Annotated in this window: 20 protein-coding genes and 1 riboswitch; of the genes, 9 read left to right on the plus strand and 11 right to left on the minus strand. The window is 68.3% G+C overall.

The window, feature by feature from the left end; translation table 11 throughout:
• Positions 1-229 precede the first annotated feature (229 nt).
• Positions 230-2,101 (minus strand): glutamine--fructose-6-phosphate transaminase (isomerizing), encoded by a 1,872-nt coding sequence (gene glmS, locus O9Y01_RS12575; RefSeq protein ID WP_269631927.1) that lies wholly within the window; start codon positions 2,099-2,101, stop codon positions 230-232.
• 164 nt (positions 2,102-2,265) lie between these two features.
• On the opposite strand from glmS, the gene O9Y01_RS12580 reads away from it, so the two are divergent.
• Positions 2,266-2,733: an Lrp/AsnC family transcriptional regulator gene (locus O9Y01_RS12580; RefSeq protein WP_269632135.1), complete on the plus strand. Its 468-nt coding sequence runs from the start codon at positions 2,266-2,268 to the stop codon at positions 2,731-2,733.
• 89 nt (positions 2,734-2,822) lie between these two features.
• Here the strand turns inward: O9Y01_RS12580 and O9Y01_RS12585 are convergent, their stop codons facing one another.
• From O9Y01_RS12585 to O9Y01_RS12620, 8 genes are all read right to left on the minus strand, one after another.
• The gene (locus O9Y01_RS12585) at positions 2,823-3,914 is read right to left on the minus strand and encodes a trypsin-like serine protease (RefSeq protein ID WP_269631928.1); all 1,092 of its coding nucleotides are present in this window, start codon (positions 3,912-3,914) and stop codon (positions 2,823-2,825) included.
• 156 nt (positions 3,915-4,070) lie between these two features.
• On the minus strand, positions 4,071-5,252 hold the full coding sequence (locus O9Y01_RS12590) for a class I SAM-dependent rRNA methyltransferase (RefSeq protein WP_269631929.1): 1,182 nt from the start codon (positions 5,250-5,252) through the stop codon (positions 4,071-4,073).
• Between the two features lie 32 nt (positions 5,253-5,284).
• On the minus strand, positions 5,285-6,700 hold the full coding sequence (locus O9Y01_RS12595; RefSeq protein WP_269631930.1) for a hypothetical protein: 1,416 nt from the start codon (positions 6,698-6,700) through the stop codon (positions 5,285-5,287).
• Between the two features lie 209 nt (positions 6,701-6,909).
• The gene (locus O9Y01_RS12600; protein WP_269631931.1) at positions 6,910-7,869 is read right to left on the minus strand and encodes a tyrosine recombinase XerC; all 960 of its coding nucleotides are present in this window, start codon (positions 7,867-7,869) and stop codon (positions 6,910-6,912) included.
• On the minus strand, positions 7,850-8,554 hold the full coding sequence (locus tag O9Y01_RS12605; protein WP_269631932.1) for a DUF484 family protein: 705 nt from the start codon (positions 8,552-8,554) through the stop codon (positions 7,850-7,852). The genes O9Y01_RS12600 and O9Y01_RS12605 overlap by 20 nt, the downstream gene beginning before the upstream one ends.
• Positions 8,551-9,417 carry a diaminopimelate epimerase gene (gene dapF / locus O9Y01_RS12610; protein ID WP_269631933.1) on the minus strand — a complete coding sequence of 289 codons (867 nt, stop codon included), beginning with the start codon at positions 9,415-9,417 and terminating at the stop codon, positions 8,551-8,553. Before dapF ends, O9Y01_RS12605 begins: the two co-directional genes overlap by 4 nt.
• A gap of 18 nt (positions 9,418-9,435) precedes the next feature.
• Positions 9,436-10,311 (minus strand): lysophospholipid acyltransferase family protein, encoded by an 876-nt coding sequence (locus tag O9Y01_RS12615; RefSeq protein WP_269631934.1) that lies wholly within the window; start codon positions 10,309-10,311, stop codon positions 9,436-9,438.
• A complete protein-coding gene (locus O9Y01_RS12620) occupies positions 10,308-11,156 on the minus strand; it encodes a lysophospholipid acyltransferase family protein (RefSeq protein ID WP_269631935.1) in 849 nt (282 codons plus the stop codon). Before O9Y01_RS12620 ends, O9Y01_RS12615 begins: the two co-directional genes overlap by 4 nt.
• A 179-nt stretch (positions 11,157-11,335) precedes the next feature.
• Here O9Y01_RS12620 and metK point away from each other — a divergent pair, with 179 nt between their 5' ends.
• Complete coding sequence (metK, locus tag O9Y01_RS12625; RefSeq protein ID WP_269631936.1) at positions 11,336-12,517, plus strand: methionine adenosyltransferase; 1,182 nt, start codon at positions 11,336-11,338, stop codon at positions 12,515-12,517.
• A gap of 63 nt (positions 12,518-12,580) precedes the next feature.
• Here the strand turns inward: metK and O9Y01_RS12630 are convergent, their stop codons facing one another.
• Positions 12,581-12,952, minus strand: coding sequence for a response regulator (locus tag O9Y01_RS12630; RefSeq protein ID WP_183104062.1), 372 nt, complete (start codon positions 12,950-12,952; stop codon positions 12,581-12,583).
• A gap of 52 nt (positions 12,953-13,004) precedes the next feature.
• Complete coding sequence (locus O9Y01_RS12635; RefSeq protein ID WP_269631937.1) at positions 13,005-13,970, minus strand: chemotaxis protein CheX; 966 nt, start codon at positions 13,968-13,970, stop codon at positions 13,005-13,007.
• 298 nt (positions 13,971-14,268) lie between these two features.
• Here O9Y01_RS12635 and O9Y01_RS12640 point away from each other — a divergent pair, with 298 nt between their 5' ends.
• From O9Y01_RS12640 to O9Y01_RS12670, 7 genes are all read left to right on the plus strand, one after another.
• The gene (locus O9Y01_RS12640; RefSeq protein WP_269631938.1) at positions 14,269-15,279 is read left to right on the plus strand and encodes a GGDEF domain-containing response regulator; all 1,011 of its coding nucleotides are present in this window, start codon (positions 14,269-14,271) and stop codon (positions 15,277-15,279) included.
• 81 nt (positions 15,280-15,360) lie between these two features.
• Positions 15,361-16,479 carry a DNA glycosylase AlkZ-like family protein gene (locus O9Y01_RS12645; RefSeq protein WP_269631939.1) on the plus strand — a complete coding sequence of 373 codons (1,119 nt, stop codon included), beginning with the start codon at positions 15,361-15,363 and terminating at the stop codon, positions 16,477-16,479.
• Between the two features lie 63 nt (positions 16,480-16,542).
• A riboswitch (S-adenosyl-L-homocysteine riboswitch) is annotated at positions 16,543-16,659 on the plus strand.
• 83 nt (positions 16,660-16,742) lie between these two features.
• The gene (gene ahcY, locus O9Y01_RS12650) at positions 16,743-18,164 is read left to right on the plus strand and encodes an adenosylhomocysteinase (protein WP_269631940.1); all 1,422 of its coding nucleotides are present in this window, start codon (positions 16,743-16,745) and stop codon (positions 18,162-18,164) included.
• A 202-nt stretch (positions 18,165-18,366) separates the two neighbouring features.
• Positions 18,367-19,128, plus strand: a complete 762-nt coding sequence (locus O9Y01_RS12655; RefSeq protein ID WP_269631941.1) for a TlyA family RNA methyltransferase — start codon at positions 18,367-18,369, stop codon at positions 19,126-19,128.
• Complete coding sequence (gene metF, locus O9Y01_RS12660) at positions 19,125-19,982, plus strand: methylenetetrahydrofolate reductase [NAD(P)H] (protein ID WP_269631942.1); 858 nt, start codon at positions 19,125-19,127, stop codon at positions 19,980-19,982. Before O9Y01_RS12655 ends, metF begins: the two co-directional genes overlap by 4 nt.
• Positions 19,983-20,130: 148 nt before the next feature.
• A complete protein-coding gene (locus O9Y01_RS12665; RefSeq protein WP_269631943.1) occupies positions 20,131-20,742 on the plus strand; it encodes an OmpW/AlkL family protein in 612 nt (203 codons plus the stop codon).
• Between the two features lie 175 nt (positions 20,743-20,917).
• Positions 20,918-21,961 carry a FemAB family XrtA/PEP-CTERM system-associated protein gene (locus O9Y01_RS12670; RefSeq protein WP_269631944.1) on the plus strand — a complete coding sequence of 348 codons (1,044 nt, stop codon included), beginning with the start codon at positions 20,918-20,920 and terminating at the stop codon, positions 21,959-21,961.
• Positions 21,962-21,965 lie beyond the last annotated feature (4 nt).

A 21,965-nucleotide genomic window follows, 5' to 3' on the forward strand; every position in this document is an offset into this window, starting at 1 on the left:
CGGCTCTGATCGCTGGAGGACAACTGCCGGCCAATGGCCGAGAGCACACCGTCGGTGCTGGCCTTGTGAAGGCCCCCGCTGCATGGCAGACAGCCCAACACCACCGACTCGAATCACCCGAAAAGAAGAAGGGGCCTCCCGGCCCCTTCTTCAGTTACTTCCGACTGACTTTATTCCACACCGACTGACTTTATTCCTTCCAGTCACCTCGGAGTCAATCCAACACCCCTCACTCCACCGTCACACTCTTCGCCAGATTGCGCGGCTTGTCCACGTCCGTGCCACGCGCGCAGGCGGTGTGGTAGGCCAGCAGCTGCAGCGGGATGACGTGCAGGATGGGGCTCAGGGCGCCGTAGTGCTCGGGCATGCGGATCACGTGCAGGCCCGGCTCGCTCTCGATCCGGGTGTCACTGTCGGCAAAGACGAAGAGCTCACCGCCGCGGGCGCGCACTTCCTGCATATTGCTCTTGAGCTTCTCCAGCAGCGCATCGTTGGGGGCCACGGTGACCACGGGCATCTCAGCCGTCACGAGGGCCAGGGGGCCGTGCTTGAGCTCGCCGGCCGGATAGGCCTCCGCATGGATGTAGCTGATCTCCTTGAGCTTCAGCGCGCCTTCCAGGGCGATGGGGTAGTGCAGGCCGCGGCCCAGGAACAAGGCGTTCTCCTTGCGGGCGAACTCCTCGCTCCAGGCGATGACCTGGGGCTCCAGGGCCACCACGGCCTGCACGGCCACGGGCAGGTGACGCAGGGCCTTGAGGTGCTCAGCCTCCTGGGCCTCGCTCAGATGGCCGCGGGTCTGGGCCAGGGCCAGGGTCAGCAGGAAGAGACCGACCAGCTGCGTGGTGAAGGCCTTGGTCGAAGCCACGCCGATCTCGGCGCCGGCACGGGTGATGAAGGCCATCTCGCACTCGCGCACCATGGCGCTGGTGGAAACGTTGCAGACGGTCAGGGTGTGCATCATGCCCTGCGCGCGCGCATGCTTCAGCGCGGCCAGGGTATCGGCGGTCTCACCGCTCTGGCTGATGGTGACGACCAGGGTGCGCGGATTGGGCACGCTGTCGCGGTAGCGGTACTCGCTGGCGATCTCCACGCTGGTCGGGATCTTGGCAATGCTCTCCAGCCAGTACTTGGCGGTGGAGCCCGCATAGAAGCTGGTGCCGCAGGCCAGGATCAGCACGGAGTCGATCTCCTTGAAGGCGCGGTAGGCGCCGTCACCGAAGATCTCGGGGCTGATGCCCGTCACGGCGTCCAGGGTGTTGGCGATGGCCACGGGCTGCTCGAAGATCTCCTTCTGCATGTAGTGGCGATAGGGCCCCAGCTCGGCCGCGCCGCTGTGCGCATGAACGGTGCGGACTTCGCGCTGCACGGTCTCGAAGCGCTCGCTGTCGGCCAGGCGCTGGGTGATCCAGTAGCGGCCCAGCTGCATGTCCACCACGTCCCCCTCTTCCAGGTAGACGATCTGGTCGGTGACACCGGCCAGCGCCATGGCATCGGAGGCCAGGAAGAACTCGCCCTGCCCTGCTTCCGTGCCCACGCCCAGCACCAGGGGCGAGCCCTCGCGGGCGCCGACCACGCGGTGCGGCTCGTCGCGGCTGAACACGGCGATGGCGTAGGCCCCCTTGAGTCGCTGCACGGCCTGCTGCACGGCCACCAGCAGGTCGCCCTGGTAGAGATGGTCGATCAGGTGGGCGATGACCTCGGTGTCCGTCTGGCTGTGGAAGGTGTAGCCGCGGGCCTTGAGCTCGGCGCGCAGTTCATCGTGGTTCTCGATGATGCCGTTGTGGACCAGGGCGATGCGGCCGGCCGCGCCCTGTGCGGCATGGGCGCCGTGCGAGAAATGCGGGTGGGCGTTGTGCACCGCCGGCACGCCGTGCGTGGCCCAGCGGGTATGGGCGATGCCGGTGCCGGAGGCGATGCCGTCCTCGGCAGTCTGGCTGTGCAGCTCGGCCACGCGCGAGGTGCTGCGGGCACGACGCAGCTCGCCCTCCTGGTGCACGGCCACGCCGCAAGAGTCATAGCCGCGGTATTCCAGGCGCTTCAGGCCCTCGATCAGGATGGGGACGATATTGCGCTGCGAAACGGCGCCGACGATGCCACACATGGATGAAACCTCCTCTGGAACAGCCCCGTGGGCTGCGATGGGTGCGAATCCTAGGAGGGCGCCTCCGGCATGTGCAGTCAAATTTCAGGCCATTTTGGCCATAAATTTCACCCATCAAAAGATAAGATGAAATTGGTCAAAAATCATCTATCAATGAAATCTTGATTCATCTCGACGCCACCGATCACCGCATCCTGGGGGTGCTGCAGGACGACGCCTCGCTCTCCAACCTGGACCTGGCGCGACGGGCGGCCGTGTCGCCGGCCACCTGCCTGCGCCGGGTGAAGCGCCTGCGCGAGCTGGGGGTGATCGAACAGCAGGTGGCCATCCTCAGCCCGGAGCTCCTGGGCGCCGGCCTCATCGCCATTGTCGAGATCACGCTGGAGCGCCAGACGGCCGAAGCCCTCGCGGCCTTCCAGGCCCTGGCGGTGGCCCGCGCAGAGGTGCAGCAGTGCTACCAGGTGTCACCCGGGCCGGACTTCGTGCTGGTCATCCAGGTGCCGGACATGGCGGCGTATCACCAGCTGGTCCAGACCTTCTATGGCGCGGACAGCAATGTGCGCAACGTGAAGGCCTTCTTCAGCGTGCACCGGGCGAAGTTCTCGCCGCGCCTGCATCTGCCGGCCGGCTGAGGCCGCGCAGCGCGGCGGCGGTGCTCTCACCCGGGCCCGCAACGAAAAACGGCCCCGAGGGGCCGTTTCCATGCGAGGCGAGCAGGCGCTCAGGCACGCGGGCGGCGGCGCACGGCGCCCAGGCCGAACAGGGCCAGCAGGGCCAGGGCGGCGCTGCCGGGCTCGGGGACGCCCATCTGGGCATTGATCCAGGCGAGGTGGGAGTAGACGGCGGTGGAACCGGAGAGGTCACCGTAGCTGGAGCCGTTCTTCTTGGCGGCATCGCAGCTCAGGCCGAAGCTCTGGCAGGCCTGCCAGCCCCAGCTGTGCACGCCGGTCAGCAGGAACTGGGTGCCGTCCCAGACGAAGTCGCCACCACCGGAGTCGCCGCCGGCGATCAGGCCTTCATCCTTGCCGTGGCCGGTGTCGCTGCCCCACAGCGAGGTCCCGACGGCGTCTGCCAGGATCTGCAGGGTGTTGTTGCCTTCGGAGCCGCTGTCGAAGTCCGACATATAGGTCACGCCGAACTTGTAGTAGTCGGGGTCGTACCAGCCGGGGATGGCGTCGCCGACGGCCTTGTTGAAGGTCTTGCTGTCGACGTCGATCTTGTTCCAGGCGTAGTGGCCGTACATCCAGTCGTTCCAGTTGGTGGGCGAGTTCACGTCCGCCTTCTGGGTGGTGCCGTAGCCGGCCACCAGGATGTCCTTGCCGATGTCCAGCGTGTTGCTGAGCTTGTAGCCCTTGATGGTGGTGACGGCCTCGTCCAGGCGCAGCAGGGCGATGTCGGCGCCCGTGTCCAGGTCACCGGTCCAGCCGGAATGCACGATGGCATTGCCGACGGCCACGGAGCGCGACACCGTGGAGGCGCCGCCGGCCCAGCCGAAGTCGACCTTCATCTTGACGAAGTCGTCGGCGCAGTGCGCGGCGGTCAGCACGTACTGGCCACCCGCCAGCAGGGAGCCGGAGCAGGCGTAGGAGTTGCCGTCCTTGGTCTGGAAGCTGAGCATGGCCACGCCGTCCAGGGCGCCGGCGACGCCGTTGAAGCTCTGGCCAGGCAGGAAGCGCCAGTCAGCGGGCGCGCTGGTGTTGCCGGTGAAGGGCACCAGGTCCTTGCCGAAGCTCGTGATGGCGGTGCTGGCCTGGGCCGAAGACAGGGCACCGGCGCTCAGCAGCGCCAGCGCCAGAGAAGACAAGACTTTCATTGAAATTCCCTCGTTGAAATGCGCGCCCGGGGCACTGCCGGATGGCTTGGACTGCCGTGACGAAGTTCACGGATTTGCCATCTTTGGGCGCGAGGTCGGAGGTATACCTCGAAGCGTCTTGTCCCCTCTATAGGGCACACCCTGAGAAGCCCTGTTTCATCGCTTCAGCAGCAACAGTCCCTTCAGGTACTCCCCTTCCGGGAAGCAGATGGTCTGCGGATGGTCCGGCGTGGCGCCCACGCGGTCCAGGATGAAGCCATCCACCCCGGCATCCATGCCCGCCCCCGCCACGATCTTGTGGAAGAGCTCGGGCCCCACCCCGCCGGAGCAGGAGAAGGTGAAGAGCACGCCACCGGGCTCCAGCAGCTTGAAGGCCAGGCGGTTGATGTCCTTGTAGGCGCGGGCGGCGCGCTCGGCATGAGCGGCGGTGGGCGCGAACTTGGGCGGGTCCAGCACGATGGCGTCGAAGGTCCGGCCCTGCTTGATGAAGTCGCGCAGGGTCTGGTTGACGTCGGCATCCAGGGCCGTGTGGCGGGCGGGGTCGAAGCCGTTGAGCGTCACGTGGGCATTGGCGCGGGCCAGGGCCGGGCCGGAGGAGTCCACGCTGGTCACCTCGGCCGCGCCGCCGGCCAGCGCTGCCACCGAGAAGCCGCCGGTGTAGCAGTAGCAGTTCAGCACGCGCTGCAGGCCGTACTGGCGCACGGTCTCGGCGAACTTCTTGCGGTTGTCGCGCTGGTCCAGGTAGTAGCCGGTCTTGTGGCCTTCCTGAACGTCCAGCGTGAGCTTCCACTCATGCTCCTCGATGGTCAGCTCGGTGTGGCCGTCGCCACGCAGCCAGCCGGTCACGGGCGGCAGGCCTTCCAGCTGGCGCACCCCGGAATCCGAGCGTTCGTAGAGGCGGCTCAGGCCGGTGGCGGCCACCAGGCTGTCGGCGATGGTCTGCTTCCAGCGCTCGGTGCCAGCGGAGAGGAACTGGGCGACGAGCGTGTCGTCGTAGCGATCGACGATCAGCCCCGGCAGGCCATCGGCCTCGCCATGGATCAGCCGCCGGGCATTGGAGACGATGGGCATGCGCTCGCGCACGGCGATGGCACGGCGCACGCGGCGGTCGAAGAATTCGGCGTCGACGCGCTCGGACTCGTCGAAGCTCCACGCCCGCACCCGGATCATGGAGCTGGGGCTGAAGGATGCCCAGCACAGGAATTGCCCGCTGTCTGACTCCACCCGCACGGTTTCACCGGCGTCGGCCTTGCCCTTTTCCACGGAACCCTGGAAGACCCAGGGATGACGGCGCAGCAGCGAACGCTCCTTGCCGGCTCTCAGACGAATGACTTTCATGGCGCGTATTGTCGCGCCAGAGTCGGCAGCCCTTACAGCGTGCCCCAGGCGTAGCCCAGCGCGAGGTTCAGCTGCGAGCTGGACGCGCCGCGCCCGCGCAGGTCCTGCCAGCGGCCGACGCCCACGCGCACACGCAGAGGCTTGTAGTCCTCCTGCCCCTGCCACTGGAGCCAGGCCTCGGACTGGCGCAGCGCGCCACCGCCCAGGCCCACGCCACCACCGCCACCGGCGCCCAGCATCATCTCGCCGCCGACCCGCCAACGGCTGCCCCACAGCGGGTCGCTGCGCAGGCCCAGGCCGAAGAGACCGTAGGCATAGGCGCCGGCCTTGCCCTGCACGGCCGCGCCGGCGGCTGCCGCGCCGTAGGCATGCGCGCCCAGGCTGCGGACCAGCAGCAGCCCCTGCTGCGTGACGCCCTCCTGGCTGCCGTCCTTGAAGGCGACATGAGGGATGCGCTGCAGCGTGGCATACATGGCCTGTTCATGGACTTCGCCGCCCAGCAGGGCCTCAGGCGCCTCGCGCCGTTTCAGGGGCTCCAGCGGCAAGGACAGGCTGGCGCGCAGATAGGGTGCCGTGAAGGTTCCGCGGGACCACAGCTTGCCCAGCTCCATGCGAACAGCCGGCCCCCAGGGGCTCTGCCAGCGGATGCTGGGCCCCGCACGCCAGATCCAGCCACTGCCGGTGGACACGTCGCCACCGCCCGCCAGGCCCATCGCCAGCTGCCCGCCGACGCGCAGGCCGCTGCGCCCGATCTCCCAATCCTGCCCGGCGGTGCCGAGCACTTCCATGTAGCCGTCGATGCCCCCCTTGGCCGCGCCGCTGGCCTCCAGGCCCAGCCAGGCGCCTGGGGCGAAGTACTGGCGGAGATCAGCGCCGATCACGGCCGTGTTCCGCCCCATGCTCCGTCCGGAGCGGGTCCGCTGCGAGTCGGCGGGCCGGTAGACGGCACTGCTCAGCGACACCTCGTCGAAGCCCAGACCGGAGCGCGTGCTGATCTCGCCCTGCACGCCATGGCCTGCCACGTCGAAGCCATCGAACAGGCCCATGCGGCCAAAGGACAGGCTGACCTGGCTGCCGCTCAAATTGCCGCTGGGGAAGCGCAGGTGCGAGATCCCCGCCCCTGCGTACCAGCGGCCGAACTCCGTGCGGACCGAGAGCTCGGGCCGGATCATCAGTCCGCTGCCGAAGTGGACGCTCTCCGAGGACCGCCCGCCGCCACCGCCGGCGAAGAAGCTGGCGGCCAGATGGGTGTTGGGGCCGAGTCGCCAGCGACGCTGCCCCGTCATGCCGAAGACGAAGAGCCCGCCGAAGTCGCCGCGCGCCGCGCCATAGATCGTCGGCCCCAGGCCCCAGTCGTCGTTGACTGCCACCAGGGCGCCGGCGCCCAGCATGCCGATGGGCGCACCGTCCGCGGACTTGAGCTGCGTCCAGTTGACCTCCCAGGCCACGGGGCGCGATTCGGCCGGACGCCGGGGCGCGGTCCCACTTTCAGACCCGGCTGCGCAGGCTGGCTGCGAGACAGCAAGGGCGGCGCCGGCCAGACCGGCGGCAAGAAGGGATCGGGAAAGCAGGCTGGGGCGAAGCATGGGCAGTCGATCAGGAGGTCGGACAGGCCTTGCGGGCAAGGCCGGAATCAGGCCCCCGCGGCGACGGCAGGTCATCGCTTGCGGGCGCGCGGGTGGGCGGCATCATAGACCTTGGCCAGGTGCTGGAAGTCCAGCTTGGTATAGACCTGGGTGGTGCTGATGTTGGCGTGGCCCAGCAGGTCCTGCACCGCGCGCAGGTCCCCGCTGGACTGCAGGACGTGGGAGGCGAAGGAATGCCGCAGCATGTGCGGGTGCACGTGGCTGGGCGACCCTGCCGCCAGGGCACGCTGGCCCAGGCGCTGGCGCACCTGGGTGGCCCCCATGCGCCCCCCGCGCGGGCCGATGAAGAGGGCCGTCTCGGTGCTGCCGGCGGCCAGCCATTCCCCGCGGCACTGCAGCCAGCCGCGCACGGCCGCGAGCGCGGCGCTGCCGATGGGCACGATGCGCTGCTTGCTGCCCTTGCCCAGCACATGCGCCTCGGCGCCGTCCAGGTCCAGCCAGCCGCGGGCGCTCGCGCCCGGCACCACGTCCAGGCCCACCAGCTCGCCGACGCGCAGCCCGCAGCTGTAGAGCAGCTCCACGAGGGCCGTGTCGCAGGCCTCGCGCACCGGGTCCGCGGACTCATCGCGGTAGGACGCCAGCTGCACTGCGTCGTCCACCGCCAGGGCCTTGGGCAGCAGCTTGCTGCCCTTGGGGGCGCGCAGGCCGTCCACCGGATTGAGTTCGACCAGGCCCTGCCGGCCCATCCAGCGGTACCAGCTGCGCCAGGCCGACATCATCAGGGCCAGGCTGCGCGGGGACAGGTCTTGTCCATGCAGACGCGCGACCCAGCGCCGCACCTGCTGGACGCTGACGCGCTCCAGCGCCACCCCCGCTTCATCGGCCAGCTGGCACAGGCGGCGCAGGGCCTGTTCGTAGAGGACCAGCGTGCGCAGCGCCAGCCGGCGCTCCACGCGAAGGTGTTCCAGGTAGCGCTGCTGCGTCAGCGGCAGCGGCACCGGCGCTGTAGGTTCAGGCGCCGGCCTGTCCATCCGGCAGCAGCCGCGTCAGGGCAGCACCGGCGAGCTCGCCGATGCGCTGCAGGAACTCGGTGCCCATTTCGGCCGTGTAGCGCGTCGGGTCCGGCGAGCCCAGCAGCAGCAGGCCGAAGGGTTCGGCGGCGGAGCCACGGCGCAGAGGGATCAGGGCCAGCGAGGCGATGGCCGCCTCGTCGCCCAGCCAGCGCACGGCCTCGAAACCGCTGTTCACGCCGCAATAGGGCTGGGCCAGGCTGGCGGCAAAGCTGCGCAGGTCCTCGGTGACGGGCTGCGCGTAGTCGGCCGCGGCATGGGCAGCGTCCAGGCCCCACAGCCGCAGGCCCGCGGCGGGAATCAGGAAGTGATGACGCAGCTCGCGCAGCAGCACCTCGGGCAGGGCGGCCGCGTCTGCCGTGAGCATCAGGCTCAGGGTCCAGGCGTGCAGGCGGTCGGCAATGGCGACGTTCTCCTGGCCATTGCGGATCATCTCGATGAGCTTGTGCTCCAGTCCCTTGATCTTCTCGCGCAGCATCTCGGCCTGGCGCTCCTGCAGGCTCACCGCCCGCTGACCATGCGGATGGCTCAGCTGCACGCTGGCCAGCAGTTCGGCGTGGCGCTGGAAGAAGCCGGGGTTGCGCAGCAGGTACTGGGCGAGGTCCTGCTCGGTCAGGCCCTGCGGGGCGTCGTCTTGGGTGCTCACAGCGAGATCTCTCCTTCAAACACGGTCTCGGCCGGGCCGGTCATCCAGACCGGGGCCTGCGGGCCCTGGCTCAGGCCGGCCCATTCGATGCGCAGCTGGCCGCCGCGCGTCTGCACTTCCACGGCTTCGTCCAGCCAGCCCAGGCGGATGCCGGCCACCACGGCCGCGCAGGCGCCGGTGCCGCAGGTCAGCGTCTCGCCCGCATCGCGCTCATAGACGCGCAACTTCACATGGCCGCGGTCGATGACCTGCAGGAAGCCGGCGTTGACGCGGCGCGGGAAGGCGGCGTGACCCTCGACCTGCGGGCCGCGCTGGGACACGGGCGCGTGGTCGACGTCTGCCACGCGCTGCACCGCATGCGGATTGCCCATGGACAGGACGGCCACCTCGCAGGCGTCGCCGTCGGCCAGGGGCAGGGACCACAGCTCGCCCTGCCCTTCCTTGCGCGCCACAAGGCCCGCGGGGTCGAAGGGCAGCGAGGGGTGGTCGAAGGCCGGTGGCCCCATGTCCACGCTGACCCGGCCGTCGTCGCGCAGGTGCAGCTCGAGCAGCCGGTTGACGGTGCGCACCTTGACGCTGCGCTTGTCGGACAGGCCCTTCTCGGACACATAGCGCACGAAGCAGCGCGCGCCATTGCCGCAGTGCTCGACCTCGTCGCCGGTGTTGTTGAAGATGCGGTAGCGGAAGTCCACGCCAGGCTCATTGCTGGACTCGATCACCAGGATCTGGTCGCAGCCCACGCCGAAGCGGCGGTCGCCCAGGTGGCGGATCTGCTCGGGGCTCAGGCCCAGGGGTTCGCGGGTGGCGTCGATGACCACGAAGTCATTGCCGGCGCCCTGCATCTTGGTGAATCGCAGCTTCATGCGGCCATTATCAGGGCGTCAGTACACCGACGGCTCGCCGGCCGGGCGCGTCTTGAAGCGCTTGTGGACCCAGAAGTACTGGGCCGGATGACGCCGCACGCGGGCCTCCAGCCAGGCATTGACGGTGTGCGCGTCCGCCAGCGGGTCCTCGCTCGGGTAGCCCGGGATGGGTTCACAGGCTTCGACCTCGTAGCCCTGCCCGCCCGGCAGCATGGTCACCACCAGGGGCTGCACCACCATGCCCTGGCTGGCCGCCATGCGGGCCGGGGCGAGCAGGGTGCAGGCCGGCACGCCGAAGAAGGGCACGAAGGCGGAGTCCTTCTCGCCATGGTCCAGGTCGGGCGCATTGAGGAAGGCATAGCCCTGCTTGATCAGGCGCAGCACGGGGCGGATGCCGTCATGACGGTCGACGAAGGCCGTGGTCCCGAAGCGCGATCGCCCGGCCAGGATGCGGGCGTCGAGCACGGCGTTGCTCTGCGGCTGGTAGACGTCCACGCCGGGCCGCTTCTGGTTGAGCATCAGGGCCGGGCCCACCCATTCCAGGCCCACGAAATGCGGCAGCAGCCACATCATGGCACCGGGGGTCTGCTCGGCCAGCCGGATATTGCCCTTGATGCGGATCAGCCGCTGCAGGCGCTCGGGCGAGGCAAACCACAGCAGGCCGCGCTCCAGCAGGCTGCGCCCCACCATGGCGAAGTGCTCGCGGGCCAGGGCCTCGCGCTCGGCCGCCGGCAGCTCGGGAAAGCACAGCTCCAGGTTCTTGAGGGCGATGCGACGCCGGCTCCCGGCCAGCCACCACAGCAGCCGACCCAGGCCGCGGCCCAGAGCGGCCAGCAGGCCCAGCGGCAGGAAATGCAGCAGCCACAGCAGGCCGATCAGCAGGCGCGCACTCATTCGAGCCCGCCCTCGCGGGGCGACTTGTAGCGGTTGTAGCCCCAGAGGTATTGGTCGGGCGCTTCCAGGATCAAGGCTTGCATGGACTGGTTGATGAGCTCGGCCGCGCATTCTGGACTGGAATCGGCCGGGATTTGCGGACCGGGTCGCACATGCACCACATAGCCTCGCCCCCAGGAGAGACGCTCACCCCAGGCCAGCAGCACGCTGGCGCCGGTCTGCAGGGCCAGACGCTGGGCCAGGGTCATGGTGTAGGCCGGCTTGCCGAAGAAAGGCGCCCAGACGCCCTGCCCCAGCGGCGGCACCTGGTCAGGCAGCAGGCCCACGGTCCGCCCCTGGCGCAGGGCGCGCAGCATCTGGCGCACGCCGGACAGCGTGGCCGGCGCCGCCTCCAGCCCCGGCCGCTGGCGCGAGGCCGCGACGATGCCGCGCATCCAGGCCTTGCGCGCGGGGCGGTAGAGCACGGTGATGGCGCCGTGGCTGGCAGCGAACTGCTCGGCATAGGCCTGGGCCGTGACCTCGAAGCAGCCCATGTGCGGCGTCAGGAAGAGCAGGCCTCGGCCCGGCGGCAGGGCGCGGATGTGCTCATCGCCCTCCCATCGCACGCGGGTGCCCAGGGGGCGATCCGCGGGCCGCAGCCACAGCCACGGCAGCTCGGCGAGCATGCGCCCCGCCTCCGCCACCGCGCCCATGCCCTGCCAGCCCCGCAGGCCCGCCAGCGCCCTGTGCTCACGGATACGGCGGCGGTAGGACGGGCTCAGCAGCCAGCTGAGCCAGCCCACGCAGGCGCCCAGGCCGTGCAAAAACCACAGGGGACACCGAGACAGCAAGCGCAGCAGGAGCATGTTTCTATAATGAACAGATCGCCGAGTTAACTTGGACAACTTGCGGGGCGATGCGGTCCGGATCGAGAGATCACCTGGGCCGCCGGGCTGAAAGGCTCCACAAATGCCGCTAAAGCGTTCGCCGCCTGACTCCACCAGCACGGCAACGCCGATGGACTAACACACTGGAGTTTAAAAACGTGGCGAACAGCGATTTTCTCTTCACTTCGGAGTCGGTCTCGGAAGGCCACCCCGACAAGGTCGCGGACCAGATCTCCGACGCGATCCTCGATGCCATCTTCACCCAGGATCCCCGTTCGCGCGTAGCGGCTGAGACCCTCTGCAACACGGGCCTCGTGGTGCTGGCGGGCGAGATCACCACCAACGCCCATGTCGACTACATCCAGGTCGCGCGGGACACCATCAAGCGCATCGGCTACGACAACACCGAGTACGGCATCGACTACAAGGGTTGCGCCGTGCTGGTCGCCTACGACAAGCAGTCCAATGACATCGCCCAGGGCGTGGACCATGCCAGCGACGACCACCTGAACACCGGCGCCGGCGACCAGGGCCTGATGTTCGGCTACGCCTGCGACGAGACGCCCGAGCTGATGCCCGCGCCCATCTACTACGCCCACCGCCTCGTGGAGCGCCAGGCCCAGCTGCGCAAGGACGGCCGCCTGCCCTTCCTGCGCCCGGACGCCAAGAGCCAGGTCACGATGCGCTATGTCGACGGCAAGCCGCACAGCATCGACACCGTGGTGCTCTCCACCCAGCACGCCCCCGAGATGAGCCTGGGCGACAAGATGAAGCCCGAGTTCTACGAGGCCGTCATCGAGGAGATCATCAAGCCCGTGCTGCCCAAGGAATGGCTGCAGGAGACCAAGTACCTGGTCAACCCGACCGGCCGCTTCGTCATCGGCGGCCCGCAGGGTGACTGCGGCCTGACCGGCCGCAAGATCATCGTCGACACCTACGGCGGCGCCTGCCCGCACGGCGGTGGCGCCTTCTCGGGCAAGGACCCGACGAAGGTGGACCGCTCGGCCGCCTATGCCGCCCGTTACGTGGCCAAGAACATCGTGGCCGCCGGCCTGGCTCGCCAGTGCCAGATCCAGGTCGCCTACGCCATCGGCGTGGCCCGCCCGATGAACGTCACCGTCTACACCGAAGGCACCGGCGTCATCCCTGACGAGCAGATCGCCAAGCTCGTCCAGGAGCACTTCGACCTGCGCCCCAAGGGCATCATCCAGATGCTGGACCTGCTGCGCCCGATCTACTCCAAGACCGCGGCCTATGGGCACTTCGGCCGCGAAGAGCCGGAGTTCACGTGGGAGCGTACGGACAAAGCGGCTGCGCTGCGTGCGGCGGCCGGCCTGTAAAGGCATTCCCTCAAGCAAAAGCCGCCCTCGGGCGGCTTTTTTCATGCGCACGACCAGGCGATCTCACGCCATCCCGCACAGCTTCCTGAACGGTCCCAGCACCGCCTCGCCCTTGAAGGGCTTGACGATCCAGCCGGTCACGCCGATGGCCTTGCCACGCTCGCGCATGTTCTGGTTGTCTTCCGTGGTCAGCATCACGATGCGCACCTGCTTGTTGCCCAGCTCGGTGCGTATCTTCTCGGCCATGGTCAGGCCGTCCATATTGGGCATGTTGACGTCGCTGACCACCAGCTTGATGCCGGGGTCCTTCTGCAGCTGGTGCAGGCCATCGCGGCCGTCGGTGGCCACCGCCACCTCGAAGCCGTTCTTGCTCAGGAAGCTGGCGACGATCTCTCGCATGGTGCTGGAATCGTCCACCACGAGAATGTGAGCCATATCGGGGGTCTCCTCGGGAACTTCGTTCGGTCGCGTTGTACGGCAGGGTCGGTCAGAAGAGTTCCAGCTCGCCCGTGGGCGCCACGTCGGGCGGGGCGCTGTCGAACTCGGCGAACTCTTCGGGCGACCAATGCAGGTTGAAGATGAAGCGCTGCACGATCATCAAGGGCGGCAGGCCCGGCCGCTTGGGGTCGGAGAGCTGGTAGCGGATGCACAGCTGCGGATCCTGCGAGCCGAAGGAGATGTACTTGTGCTCGTGGTTGATCACGATGGGCACCTGCGTCTGCTGGTTGGCAAAGGCCTTGGGCGGGATGTAGCGGTTCTTGAAGGCGCCCCAGATCAGGTTGGTGGTCTCGCCCAGCATGTTGTTGAGCTCGCGGAAGTTGAGGTCACCGCCCACGCCCTCGTAGCCGAAGCCCTGGATCAGGCCCTGGCGAAGGGCGCTCTCCTCGGTCTGCAGCATCATGTAGCCGCGGCACCAGGTGCTCTCGATGGCGATCAGCGTGGACACCTCGCCATGGATGATGCGGTCGTGCACGACATACGGCGACTCCGCCGTCACCAGCGCATTGGGAAACATGGAGCCCAGCGCCGAGCAGGTCAGCTGCACGATGCCGTTGACCAGGCTGGTCGGGTAGCGCAGGCTGAAGATGGCGCGTTCCACCGCCTCGCGCAGGGGCTCCATCTCGCCGGAGCGCCATTCGTGGCGCAGCGTGGCCTGTTCCTCCGGGCTCAGCGGGCGCTCGCTGGTGCGGCGCAGGAAGATGGGCAGCTCGGGCCGCAGCTTGTGGATGGCACGCGCCAGGGTCAGGCCGTCGGGTCCCTCGCAGGGCAGGTTCTCGGCCAGCAGCACGCCGCCCAGGTCCTTGTGCTGGGACAGCGTCGGCAGCGCATCGCCCGCGGAGCGCGGCAGGGCGACCAGACCGACCTGGGCACAGAAATCGGACAGGCGCCGGTACTGCTCGGGCTCATGCTCCAGCAGCAGCACCTTGGCTTCCAGTTGCGTGGTTTCCGTCATGGGCTCAGCAGGGTCGGGCCCTGTCCGCTAAGACCGCCGGGGCGGTCGGGCTTGTACGGCGGGCATGCCGGCCTGGTGCAGCCAGGGGCATGCCCGGGGCTCGAGCGGCGCCGACAGGCGCCCCACGGACCTCGGCCCATGCTACGCCTGCAGCGGCGATTGAACAGAGGCCGCCTCGTGCAGGATTCACGGCTTTGCCCCCCCCTTCGCCGCGACTGCATCTGGCGTGTGGGCATCCCATGGCAGCCGGACCGTAGTGGCGCTACTCTAGCGATCTGCCTCCGCCGGCAATCGCCTCATGAGCACGCACTTCCAAGCCGCCCCCCTGACCATCCTGATCGTCGACGACCAGAATGCCACCCGGGTCGCCCTGGCCGCGGAGCTGGACCGTGCCGGCCACCGCGTCCTGGAGGCCGCCAGCGCCGACTGGGGCCTGCAGCTCTTCGAACGCTACCGGCCGGACCTGGTCCTGCTGGATGTGGAGATGCCCGAGAAAGACGGCTACTGGGCCGCCCGCGCCATGCGCAGCGCCGAACCCGGCGGCTGGACGCCCATCATCTTCCTCTCGCAGCACAGCCAGGATGCCAATGTCTGGAAGGGCATCGAGGCCGGCGGGGACGACTACCTCGTCAAGCCCGTCACGCCCATGATCCTGCACGCCAAGCTGCGGGCGATGCAGCGGCTCTCGCACATGCGCCAGCGCCTGGTCTCGGTCTCCGAGGAGCTGCGCCAGGCCAATGCGCAGCTGCATGAGCTCAGCCAGGTCGATTCGCTGACCGGGCTGATGAACCGCCGCGGCCTGGACGCGCGGCTGCAACAGGAGATCGCCGCGGCTCGGCGCAGCGGCCAGCCCCTGACGCTGATGCTCTGCGACGTCGACCATTTCAAGCGCTACAACGACGCCCTGGGCCATGTGGAGGGCGACCAGTGCCTGCGCCATGTGGCCCGGTTGCTGAAGGACCTCTGCCGCCGCCCTGCCGACTGCGCGGCCCGCTACGGCGGCGAGGAGTTCGCCCTGCTGCTGCCCAACACGCCGCGCTCCGGCGCCATGACCTATGCCCGCGCCCTGCTGCGCACGCTGGCGCAGGGGCAGTTGCCCCATCCGGACTCGCCCATCGCCAGCCACATCACGCTCTCGGGCGGCATCACCACCTGCATCCCCGACGAAACGACGAACGCCGAAGGTCTGCTCATGCGTGCCGACGACGCGCTCTACAACGCCAAGGCCTACGGCCGGAACCGCTTCTTCAGCTACGAGATGCAGATGGACACCGACGAGCAGCGCCAGGCCCTGCGCGGCGGCCGCTGAAGCCGGGCAAACGGCACTGTACAAAATCACAGTCTCCAGGCAAGCTGCCGGTCATCCTGACCGATGCCCCCGCTGCCCACCGTGAGCCGTACCCGCCCGCCCAGCCTCGAGCAACTCCGCCGCTATGCCATCGCGCGCAGCCTCTTCGCGCCCACCACCCTGCCCCAGGCCATCCGCCGCCTGGGCTTTGTGCAGGCCGACCCCATGCGCGCGCCGGCGCGGGCCCAGGACCTGATCCTGGCCTGGCGGGTCAAGGACTACCGCGCCGGCGAGCTCGAAAGCCGCTACCGCCGCCTGGCCGTCGAGGAGGACTGCTTCGTCAACTACGGTTTCCTGCCGCGCGAGCACCTGGCGCTGATGCACCCGCGCACCGCCCGCAAGCCCTGGGACCGCGAGACCCAGGCCCGCGCGCAGGAGCTGCTGGCCCATATCACCGAGGCCGGCCCCCAGCATCCCGCCCAGGTCCAGGCCCTGTTCGATCACGGCCAGGTGCGCGGCTACTGGGGCGGGCAGTCCAATGGCGTGACGCATCTGCTGGACGGCATGCATTACCGCGGCCTGCTGCGCGTGCACCGGCGCGACAGCGGGACGCGCGTCTACGAGGCCGTCCAGCACCCGCCCCAGGACGACAGCCCGGCCGCCCGCCTGGCCCGCGCCGAGATGCTGCTGGACATGGTGCTGAAGCTCTACGCCCCGCTGCCTGCCCGCAGCTTCGGCTACCTGGGCACCCTGCTGCGCTACGGCGCCCCGCATCTGCAGCCCGAGATCCGCCTGCTGCTCAAGAAGGCCCGGCAGCGCTATCCGCATGCCGAGGTCGAGGGTCAGGTCTGGTTCTGGCCGGCCGACGAAGACCCGCGCTCGCGCCGGCACCGCCCGCATGAATCGCTGCGCCTGCTGGCGCCCTTCGACCCGGTCGTGTGGGACCGCCACCGCTTCGAGCTGTTCTGGGGCTGGCCCTATCGCTTCGAGGCCTACACGCCCGCCGCGCGGCGCAAGATGGGCCATTACGCCCTCCCGCTCCTGTGGGGTGAAGCGGTGCCGGGCTGGGCCAATCTCAAGGTGGTCGATGGCCGGCTGCAGTGCGAGACCGGCTTCGTCGGCGAACGTCCGCGTGGCGCGCATTTCGAAGAAGCACTGGATCAGGCGCTGGCGCACCTGTCACGCTTCCTGGGCCTGGAGGACGGTGCGGGCGAAGGCTGAATTGCCGCATCGTTCAGGCCCAAATTCACGCACCGTGCGGCGCGCAGCCCCTACAATCCGCGCTGATCCGAGGAGCGTTGCAACCTTCACTGCCTGATACGGGCGCCTGAAGGCCAGGCTCGGAACCGGTCGAGCGATCCACCTCCTGGACCCGACCTCTTGCAACCGCGCTCACCCGCTGCCGTCTGGCCTGGGTGATCGCGTCTTCCTCGACCCCTCCCCTGCCCGGCGTCAGCGGCTTCAGACCATGAAGGAGCCTGCCCATGAACGCCGCTGCCACCGACAACTACAAGATCGCCGACCTGTCCCTCGCTGACTGGGGTCGCAAGGAACTCAACATCGCCGAGCACGAGATGCCCGCGCTGATGGCCATCCGCAAGGAATACGCCGCCAGCCAGCCCCTCAAGGGCGCACGCATCGCCGGCTCGCTGCACATGACCATCCAGACCGGCGTGCTGGTCGAGACCCTGCAGGCCCTGGGCGCCGAAGTGCGCTGGGCGTCCTGCAACATCTTCTCCACGCAGGACCACGCCGCGGCCGCCCTGGCCGCGCGCGGCACGCCCGTCTTCGCCTACAAGGGCGAGACGCTGGAAGACTACTGGGACTACACCCATCGCATCTTCGAATTCGCCGGCAAGGGTGAAGCGGGTGAAGGCCCCAACATGATCCTGGACGACGGCGGCGATGCCACCCTGCTGATGCACCTGGGCCAGAAGGCCGAGAAGGACCTCTCCGTGCTGGCCAATCCGGGCAGCGAGGAAGAGCGCATCCTCTTCGCCGCCATCAAGGCCAAGGTCGCCCAGGACCCCACCTGGTACACCCGCAAGAGCGCCGAGATCATCGGCGTGACCGAGGAAACCACCACCGGCGTGCACCGCCTGAAGGAGATGAGCGCCAAGGGCACGCTGCTGTTCCGCGCCATCAACGTCAACGACTCCGTCACCAAGAGCAAGTTCGACAACCTCTACGGCTGCCGCGAGTCCCTGGTGGACGGCATCAAGCGCGCCACCGACGTGATGGTGGCCGGCAAGATCGCCGTGGTGGCTGGCTACGGCGACGTGGGCAAGGGCTCGGCCCAGGCCCTGCGCGCCCTGTCTGCGCAAGTGTGGGTGACCGAGATCGACCCCATCTGCGCCCTGCAGGCCGCCATGGAAGGCTATCGCGTCGTGACCATGGAGTACGCCGCCGACAAGGCCGACATCTTCGTGACCACCACCGGCAACAAGAACGTCATCCGCCACGAGCACATGGCCGCGATGAAGAACAACGCCATCGTCTGCAACATCGGCCACTTCGACAACGAGATCGACGTCGCCTCGCTGGAGAAGTACCAGTGGGAGGAGATCAAGCCGCAGGTCGATCACGTGATCTTCCCCGACGGCAAGCGCATCATCCTGCTCGCCAAGGGCCGCCTGGTGAACCTGGGCTGCGGCACGGGTCATCCGAGCTATGTGATGAGCTCGTCCTTCGCCAACCAGACCATCGCCCAGATCGAGCTGTTCGCCCACCGCGACGCCTACGACATCGGCAAGGTCTATGTGCTGCCCAAGCACCTGGACGAAAAGGTCGCGCGCCTGCAGCTGACCACGCTGAATGCGCAGCTGACCGAGCTGACGGAGGAGCAGGCGGCGTACATCGGTGTGCCCAAGCAGGGCCCCTACAAGCCCGACACCTACCGCTATTGAGCAAGGGCTACTGCGCGACACGCTGGCGTCGTTGGGCGGTGCTCGGGATCCTCACGACCCACAAGGTCGTTCCGGTCCCTGCGCTCCGTCCGCCTAGCCAGCGCGCCGCTCGCTACGCCCCGAGACACCGAGCCGGGTTCCTCTGGCACGACCAAGCATTGCCCCCAGATCCATTTCCTCGATGCGCGCCGACCAACGCCTCATGACCCTGCAACTCGCGCCTACGCGCTCGGCCGCCCAGCGGCTGATCGAACGGGGCGCGGTGCTGCGGGCGTCGGGGGCGAAGGTGAGGAAGGCGGGCGAGGACGTGGGCGAGCACGAGGTGCTGGCGGTGACGGACGACGCGGAGCTGCGCTACGTCTCGCGCGGCGGCCTGAAGCTGGAAGGCGCGCTGCAGGCCAGCGGCATTGCCGTGCAAGGCCTCACGGTGCTGGACATGGGCCAGAGCACCGGCGGCTTCACCGACTGCCTGCTCAAGCACGGCGCCGCGCGGGTCGTGGGTGTGGACGTGGGGCATGGGCAGCTGCATGCGACCCTGCAGACCGATGCGCGCGTCACCGCGCTCGAGGGCCTGCATGTGCGCGAGCTGGCGGGCTCGGCCCTGACTGCCCATGTGCCGAGCGGCGGCTTCCCGCTGATCGTGGGAGACCTGAGCTTCATCTCCATGACGGGCGCCTTCGCGCAACTGGACCCCTGGCTCGCGGCGGAGGGTCAGGTCTTGCTCCTGATCAAGCCGCAGTTCGAGCTGGGCCCCAAGGCCCTCTCCAGGGGCGGACTGGTCAAGGACCCTTCGCTGTACCCGCAACTGGAACAGCAGGCCCGCAACGCCGCCCAAGGCCTGGGCTGGCAGGTGCAGGGCTACTTCAGCAGCGCCATCACCGGCGGTGATGGCAACACGGAATTCTTTCTGTGGGCCCGCAAGACGAGCGGCCACCCCACAGCCACAGGAAAGGCATCGCCATGAGCCCCACGAACACCACGCCGGCCAAGCCGCCGGTCAGCTTCGAGTTCTTCCCTCCCAACACGCCCGTGGGCACCGAGAAGCTGCGTACCGTCGTGCAGGAGCTGAGCGCCGTCCAGCCGCACTACTTCAGCGTGACTTACGGCGCCGGTGGCTCCACTCGCGAGAAGACCCTGGCCACCGTCAGCGAGATCGCCGCGGCCGGCCATGAGGCCGCACCACACCTCTCCTGCGTGGGCTCGACCCGCGAGAACATCGCCGAGATCCTGGCCACCTACCGCGCGCAGAACATCCGCCGCGTCGTGGCCCTGCGAGGCGACCTGCCCAGCGGCACGGCCACGGCCGGCGAGTTCCGCTATGCCGCCGAGCTGGTGCAGTTCATCCGCGAGACGCAAGGCGCAGACTGGCAGATCGAGGTGGCCGCCTATCCGGAGTACCACCCACAACAGCGTTATGCCGCACGGGACCTCCAGCACTTCGCTGACAAGATGAAGGCCGGCGCAAGCGGCGCCATCACCCAGTTCTTCTTCAACCCGGACGCCTACTTCCACTTCGTGGACGAGGCCCGCCGGCTGGGCGTCACCGCGCCCATCGTGCCGGGCATCATGCCCTTCCACAACTACGGCCGCATCGCGCAGTTCGCCGCCCGTGACGGCATTGAGATCCCGCGCTGGGTCGCGCTGAAGATGGAAGGCTATATGGACGACACCGCCTCCATCCGCGCCTTCGGCCTGGACGTGGTCACGCGTGTGTGCGAACGCCTGATCGCCGGCGGCGCCCCGGGCATCCACTTCTATACGCTCAACCAGAGCGGTCTGGTGCTGGAGTTGTGCAAACGCCTCGGTCTGGGCGCATGACCTTGCGGCGGATCAAGTCGCCCTAGAGTCCACATGAACCGCGGGGGCAAGGCGCCCCCGCATTTGCGTCATATCAAGGGATAACCCTGGCGCGACATCTCCAATAGCTTCATCGGGAACGTTCCCATTCTTTGAAGGAGCTATTGAGATGAGCAAGCTTGTTGCACGCACCCTGATCGCCGCCACCCTCGCCGCTGGCGCCTTTGCCGCCCAGGCCGCCGAGAGCCCCTGGCTGATGCGCGTGCGTGCCGTGAACCTCGACTCGGCCAACAAGGACACGACCGGTCTGGACCTGAGCGTCAACAGCAAGGTCATCCCCGAAGTCGACTTCAGCTACTTCTTCAGCCCCAACCTGGCCGCTGAGCTGATCCTGACCTATCCGCAGAAGCACACGCTGTCGGCCGGTGGCACCGAGATCGGTACCCTGAAGCACCTGCCGCCCACCCTGAGCCTGCAGTACCACTTCGCCCCCAATGACACCTTCCGTCCTTACGTGGGCGCCGGCCTGAACTACACGATCTTCTCGAACGTGGAATTCATCCCGGCCGTGGATACCGCCCTGTCGCCCAGCGTCAAGCACACCAGCGTGGGCCTGTCCTTCCAGGTTGGCTTCGACTACGAGATCAGCAAGAACCTGTACCTGAACGTGGACATCAAGAAGGTGCAGATCGGCACCAAGGTCTACTCCAAGGGCACCGAAGTCGGCAAGTTCAAGGTCGACCCGCTGCTGGTGGGCGTGGGTCTGGGCTTCCGCTTCTGAGCGAGCCCCGCGTTTTCTTCTGAGCAATCCTCTTTGTTTTGAGCCGCCGCGCCCGGCCGGGCCCGGCGGCCTTTTTACGTCTGCACACCTCAGACCCTGAGTCGGGCGGTGCAGCGTCCGCAGGGGATGACATAGGATGCGGGGCCCTTCAACGCGCCCCCAGCACCGCCCACGCATGCCCGACACGACCCTGCACCAGGCCCCGCAACCGCCCGCCGGCTGGAATGCATACCTGCAGCGCTTCGGCTATGACGGCTTCCATCTGCGCCAGGAGTGGTCGGCAGTCCTGCGGCAGGCCCTGCGCCATGAGCCGCACTTCCTGTGGCTGACGCGCGGCGAGGCCATCGTCGGCGTGCTGCCCCTGCAGCTGGTGAGCGGCCCCATCTTCGGGCGCTACCTGGTGAGCCAGCCCTATCTCAACACCGGCGGCGTGCTGGCTGACAGCCCCGCGGACGAAGCCCGGCTGGTCGAGGCCGCCGTCGAGCTGGCCCGCCGCCTGGATGTCAAGCACCTGGAGCTGCGCCATGAGCGCGAGCTGCAGCACCCGGCCTTCAATGCGCTGGTGACCGAAAAGGTTCACATGCGCCTGCCCCTGCCGGCCACGCCGGAGCTGCTGTGGGAGAAGGGCATCAAGTCCAAGCTGCGCAGCCAGATCCGCAAGCCGCTGTCCGATGATCGCTTCAGCATGGCCTTCGGGCGCGAGGAGCTGCTGGACGAGTTCTACCGCGTCTTCGCCCGCAATATGCGCGACCTGGGCACGCCACCCTACGGCCGGGCCCTCTTCGCCCAGATGCTGGCGCAGTTCCCCGCCGAGGCCGAGATCGCCGTGCTGCGCCACGAGGGCCGCGCGGTGGCCGCTGGCTTCCTGCTGCATGCGCCGGGCTGCACCCTGATCCCCAGCGCCAGCGCGCTGCGCGAGTACAACCACCTCAGCGTCAATGTGCTGATGTACTGGCGCGTGCTGGAGCGCAGCATTCAGCGCGGCCAGCCCTTGTTCGACTTCGGCCGCAGCACGGTGGACAGCGGCACCTACAAGTTCAAGCAGCAGTGGGGCGCCACGGCCCATCCGGCCTACTGGCAGTACCACTCATTCAAGGGCTCGGTGGGCGACGCCCGCCCCAGCAACGGCAAGTTCGCGCTGCTGGTGCGGGCCTGGCAGAAGCTGCCGGTGTGGTTCAGCAGCCTGCTGGGGCCGCACATCGTGCGCGGCATCCCCTGATCGA

The organism is Pelomonas sp. BJYL3 (assembly GCF_027257975.1).
Classification (GTDB): domain Bacteria; phylum Pseudomonadota; class Gammaproteobacteria; order Burkholderiales; family Burkholderiaceae_C; genus Roseateles_B; species Roseateles_B flavus.

Bases quoted from the DNA above. Each gene is read 5' to 3' on its own strand.
- metF (WP_269631942.1), top strand. From the start codon at position 19,125: ATGAGCCCCACGAACACCACGCCGGCCAAGCCGCCGGTCAGCTTCGAG.
- O9Y01_RS12630 (WP_183104062.1), bottom strand. From the start codon at position 12,952: ATGGCTCACATTCTCGTGGTGGACGATTCCAGCACCATGCGAGAGATC.
- glmS (WP_269631927.1), bottom strand. From the start codon at position 2,101: ATGTGTGGCATCGTCGGCGCCGTTTCGCAGCGCAATATCGTCCCCATC.
- O9Y01_RS12635 (WP_269631937.1), bottom strand. From the start codon at position 13,970: ATGACGGAAACCACGCAACTGGAAGCCAAGGTGCTGCTGCTGGAGCAT.
- O9Y01_RS12585 (WP_269631928.1), bottom strand. From the start codon at position 3,914: ATGAAAGTCTTGTCTTCTCTGGCGCTGGCGCTGCTGAGCGCCGGTGCC.
- dapF (WP_269631933.1), bottom strand. From the start codon at position 9,417: ATGAAGCTGCGATTCACCAAGATGCAGGGCGCCGGCAATGACTTCGTG.
- ahcY (WP_269631940.1), top strand. From the start codon at position 16,743: ATGAACGCCGCTGCCACCGACAACTACAAGATCGCCGACCTGTCCCTC.
- O9Y01_RS12620 (WP_269631935.1), bottom strand. From the start codon at position 11,156: ATGCTCCTGCTGCGCTTGCTGTCTCGGTGTCCCCTGTGGTTTTTGCAC.
- O9Y01_RS12590 (WP_269631929.1), bottom strand. From the start codon at position 5,252: ATGAAAGTCATTCGTCTGAGAGCCGGCAAGGAGCGTTCGCTGCTGCGC.
- O9Y01_RS12615 (WP_269631934.1), bottom strand. From the start codon at position 10,311: ATGAGTGCGCGCCTGCTGATCGGCCTGCTGTGGCTGCTGCATTTCCTG.
- O9Y01_RS12600 (WP_269631931.1), bottom strand. From the start codon at position 7,869: ATGGACAGGCCGGCGCCTGAACCTACAGCGCCGGTGCCGCTGCCGCTG.
- O9Y01_RS12655 (WP_269631941.1), top strand. From the start codon at position 18,367: ATGACCCTGCAACTCGCGCCTACGCGCTCGGCCGCCCAGCGGCTGATC.
- O9Y01_RS12665 (WP_269631943.1), top strand. From the start codon at position 20,131: ATGAGCAAGCTTGTTGCACGCACCCTGATCGCCGCCACCCTCGCCGCT.
- O9Y01_RS12670 (WP_269631944.1), top strand. From the start codon at position 20,918: ATGCCCGACACGACCCTGCACCAGGCCCCGCAACCGCCCGCCGGCTGG.
- O9Y01_RS12640 (WP_269631938.1), top strand. From the start codon at position 14,269: ATGAGCACGCACTTCCAAGCCGCCCCCCTGACCATCCTGATCGTCGAC.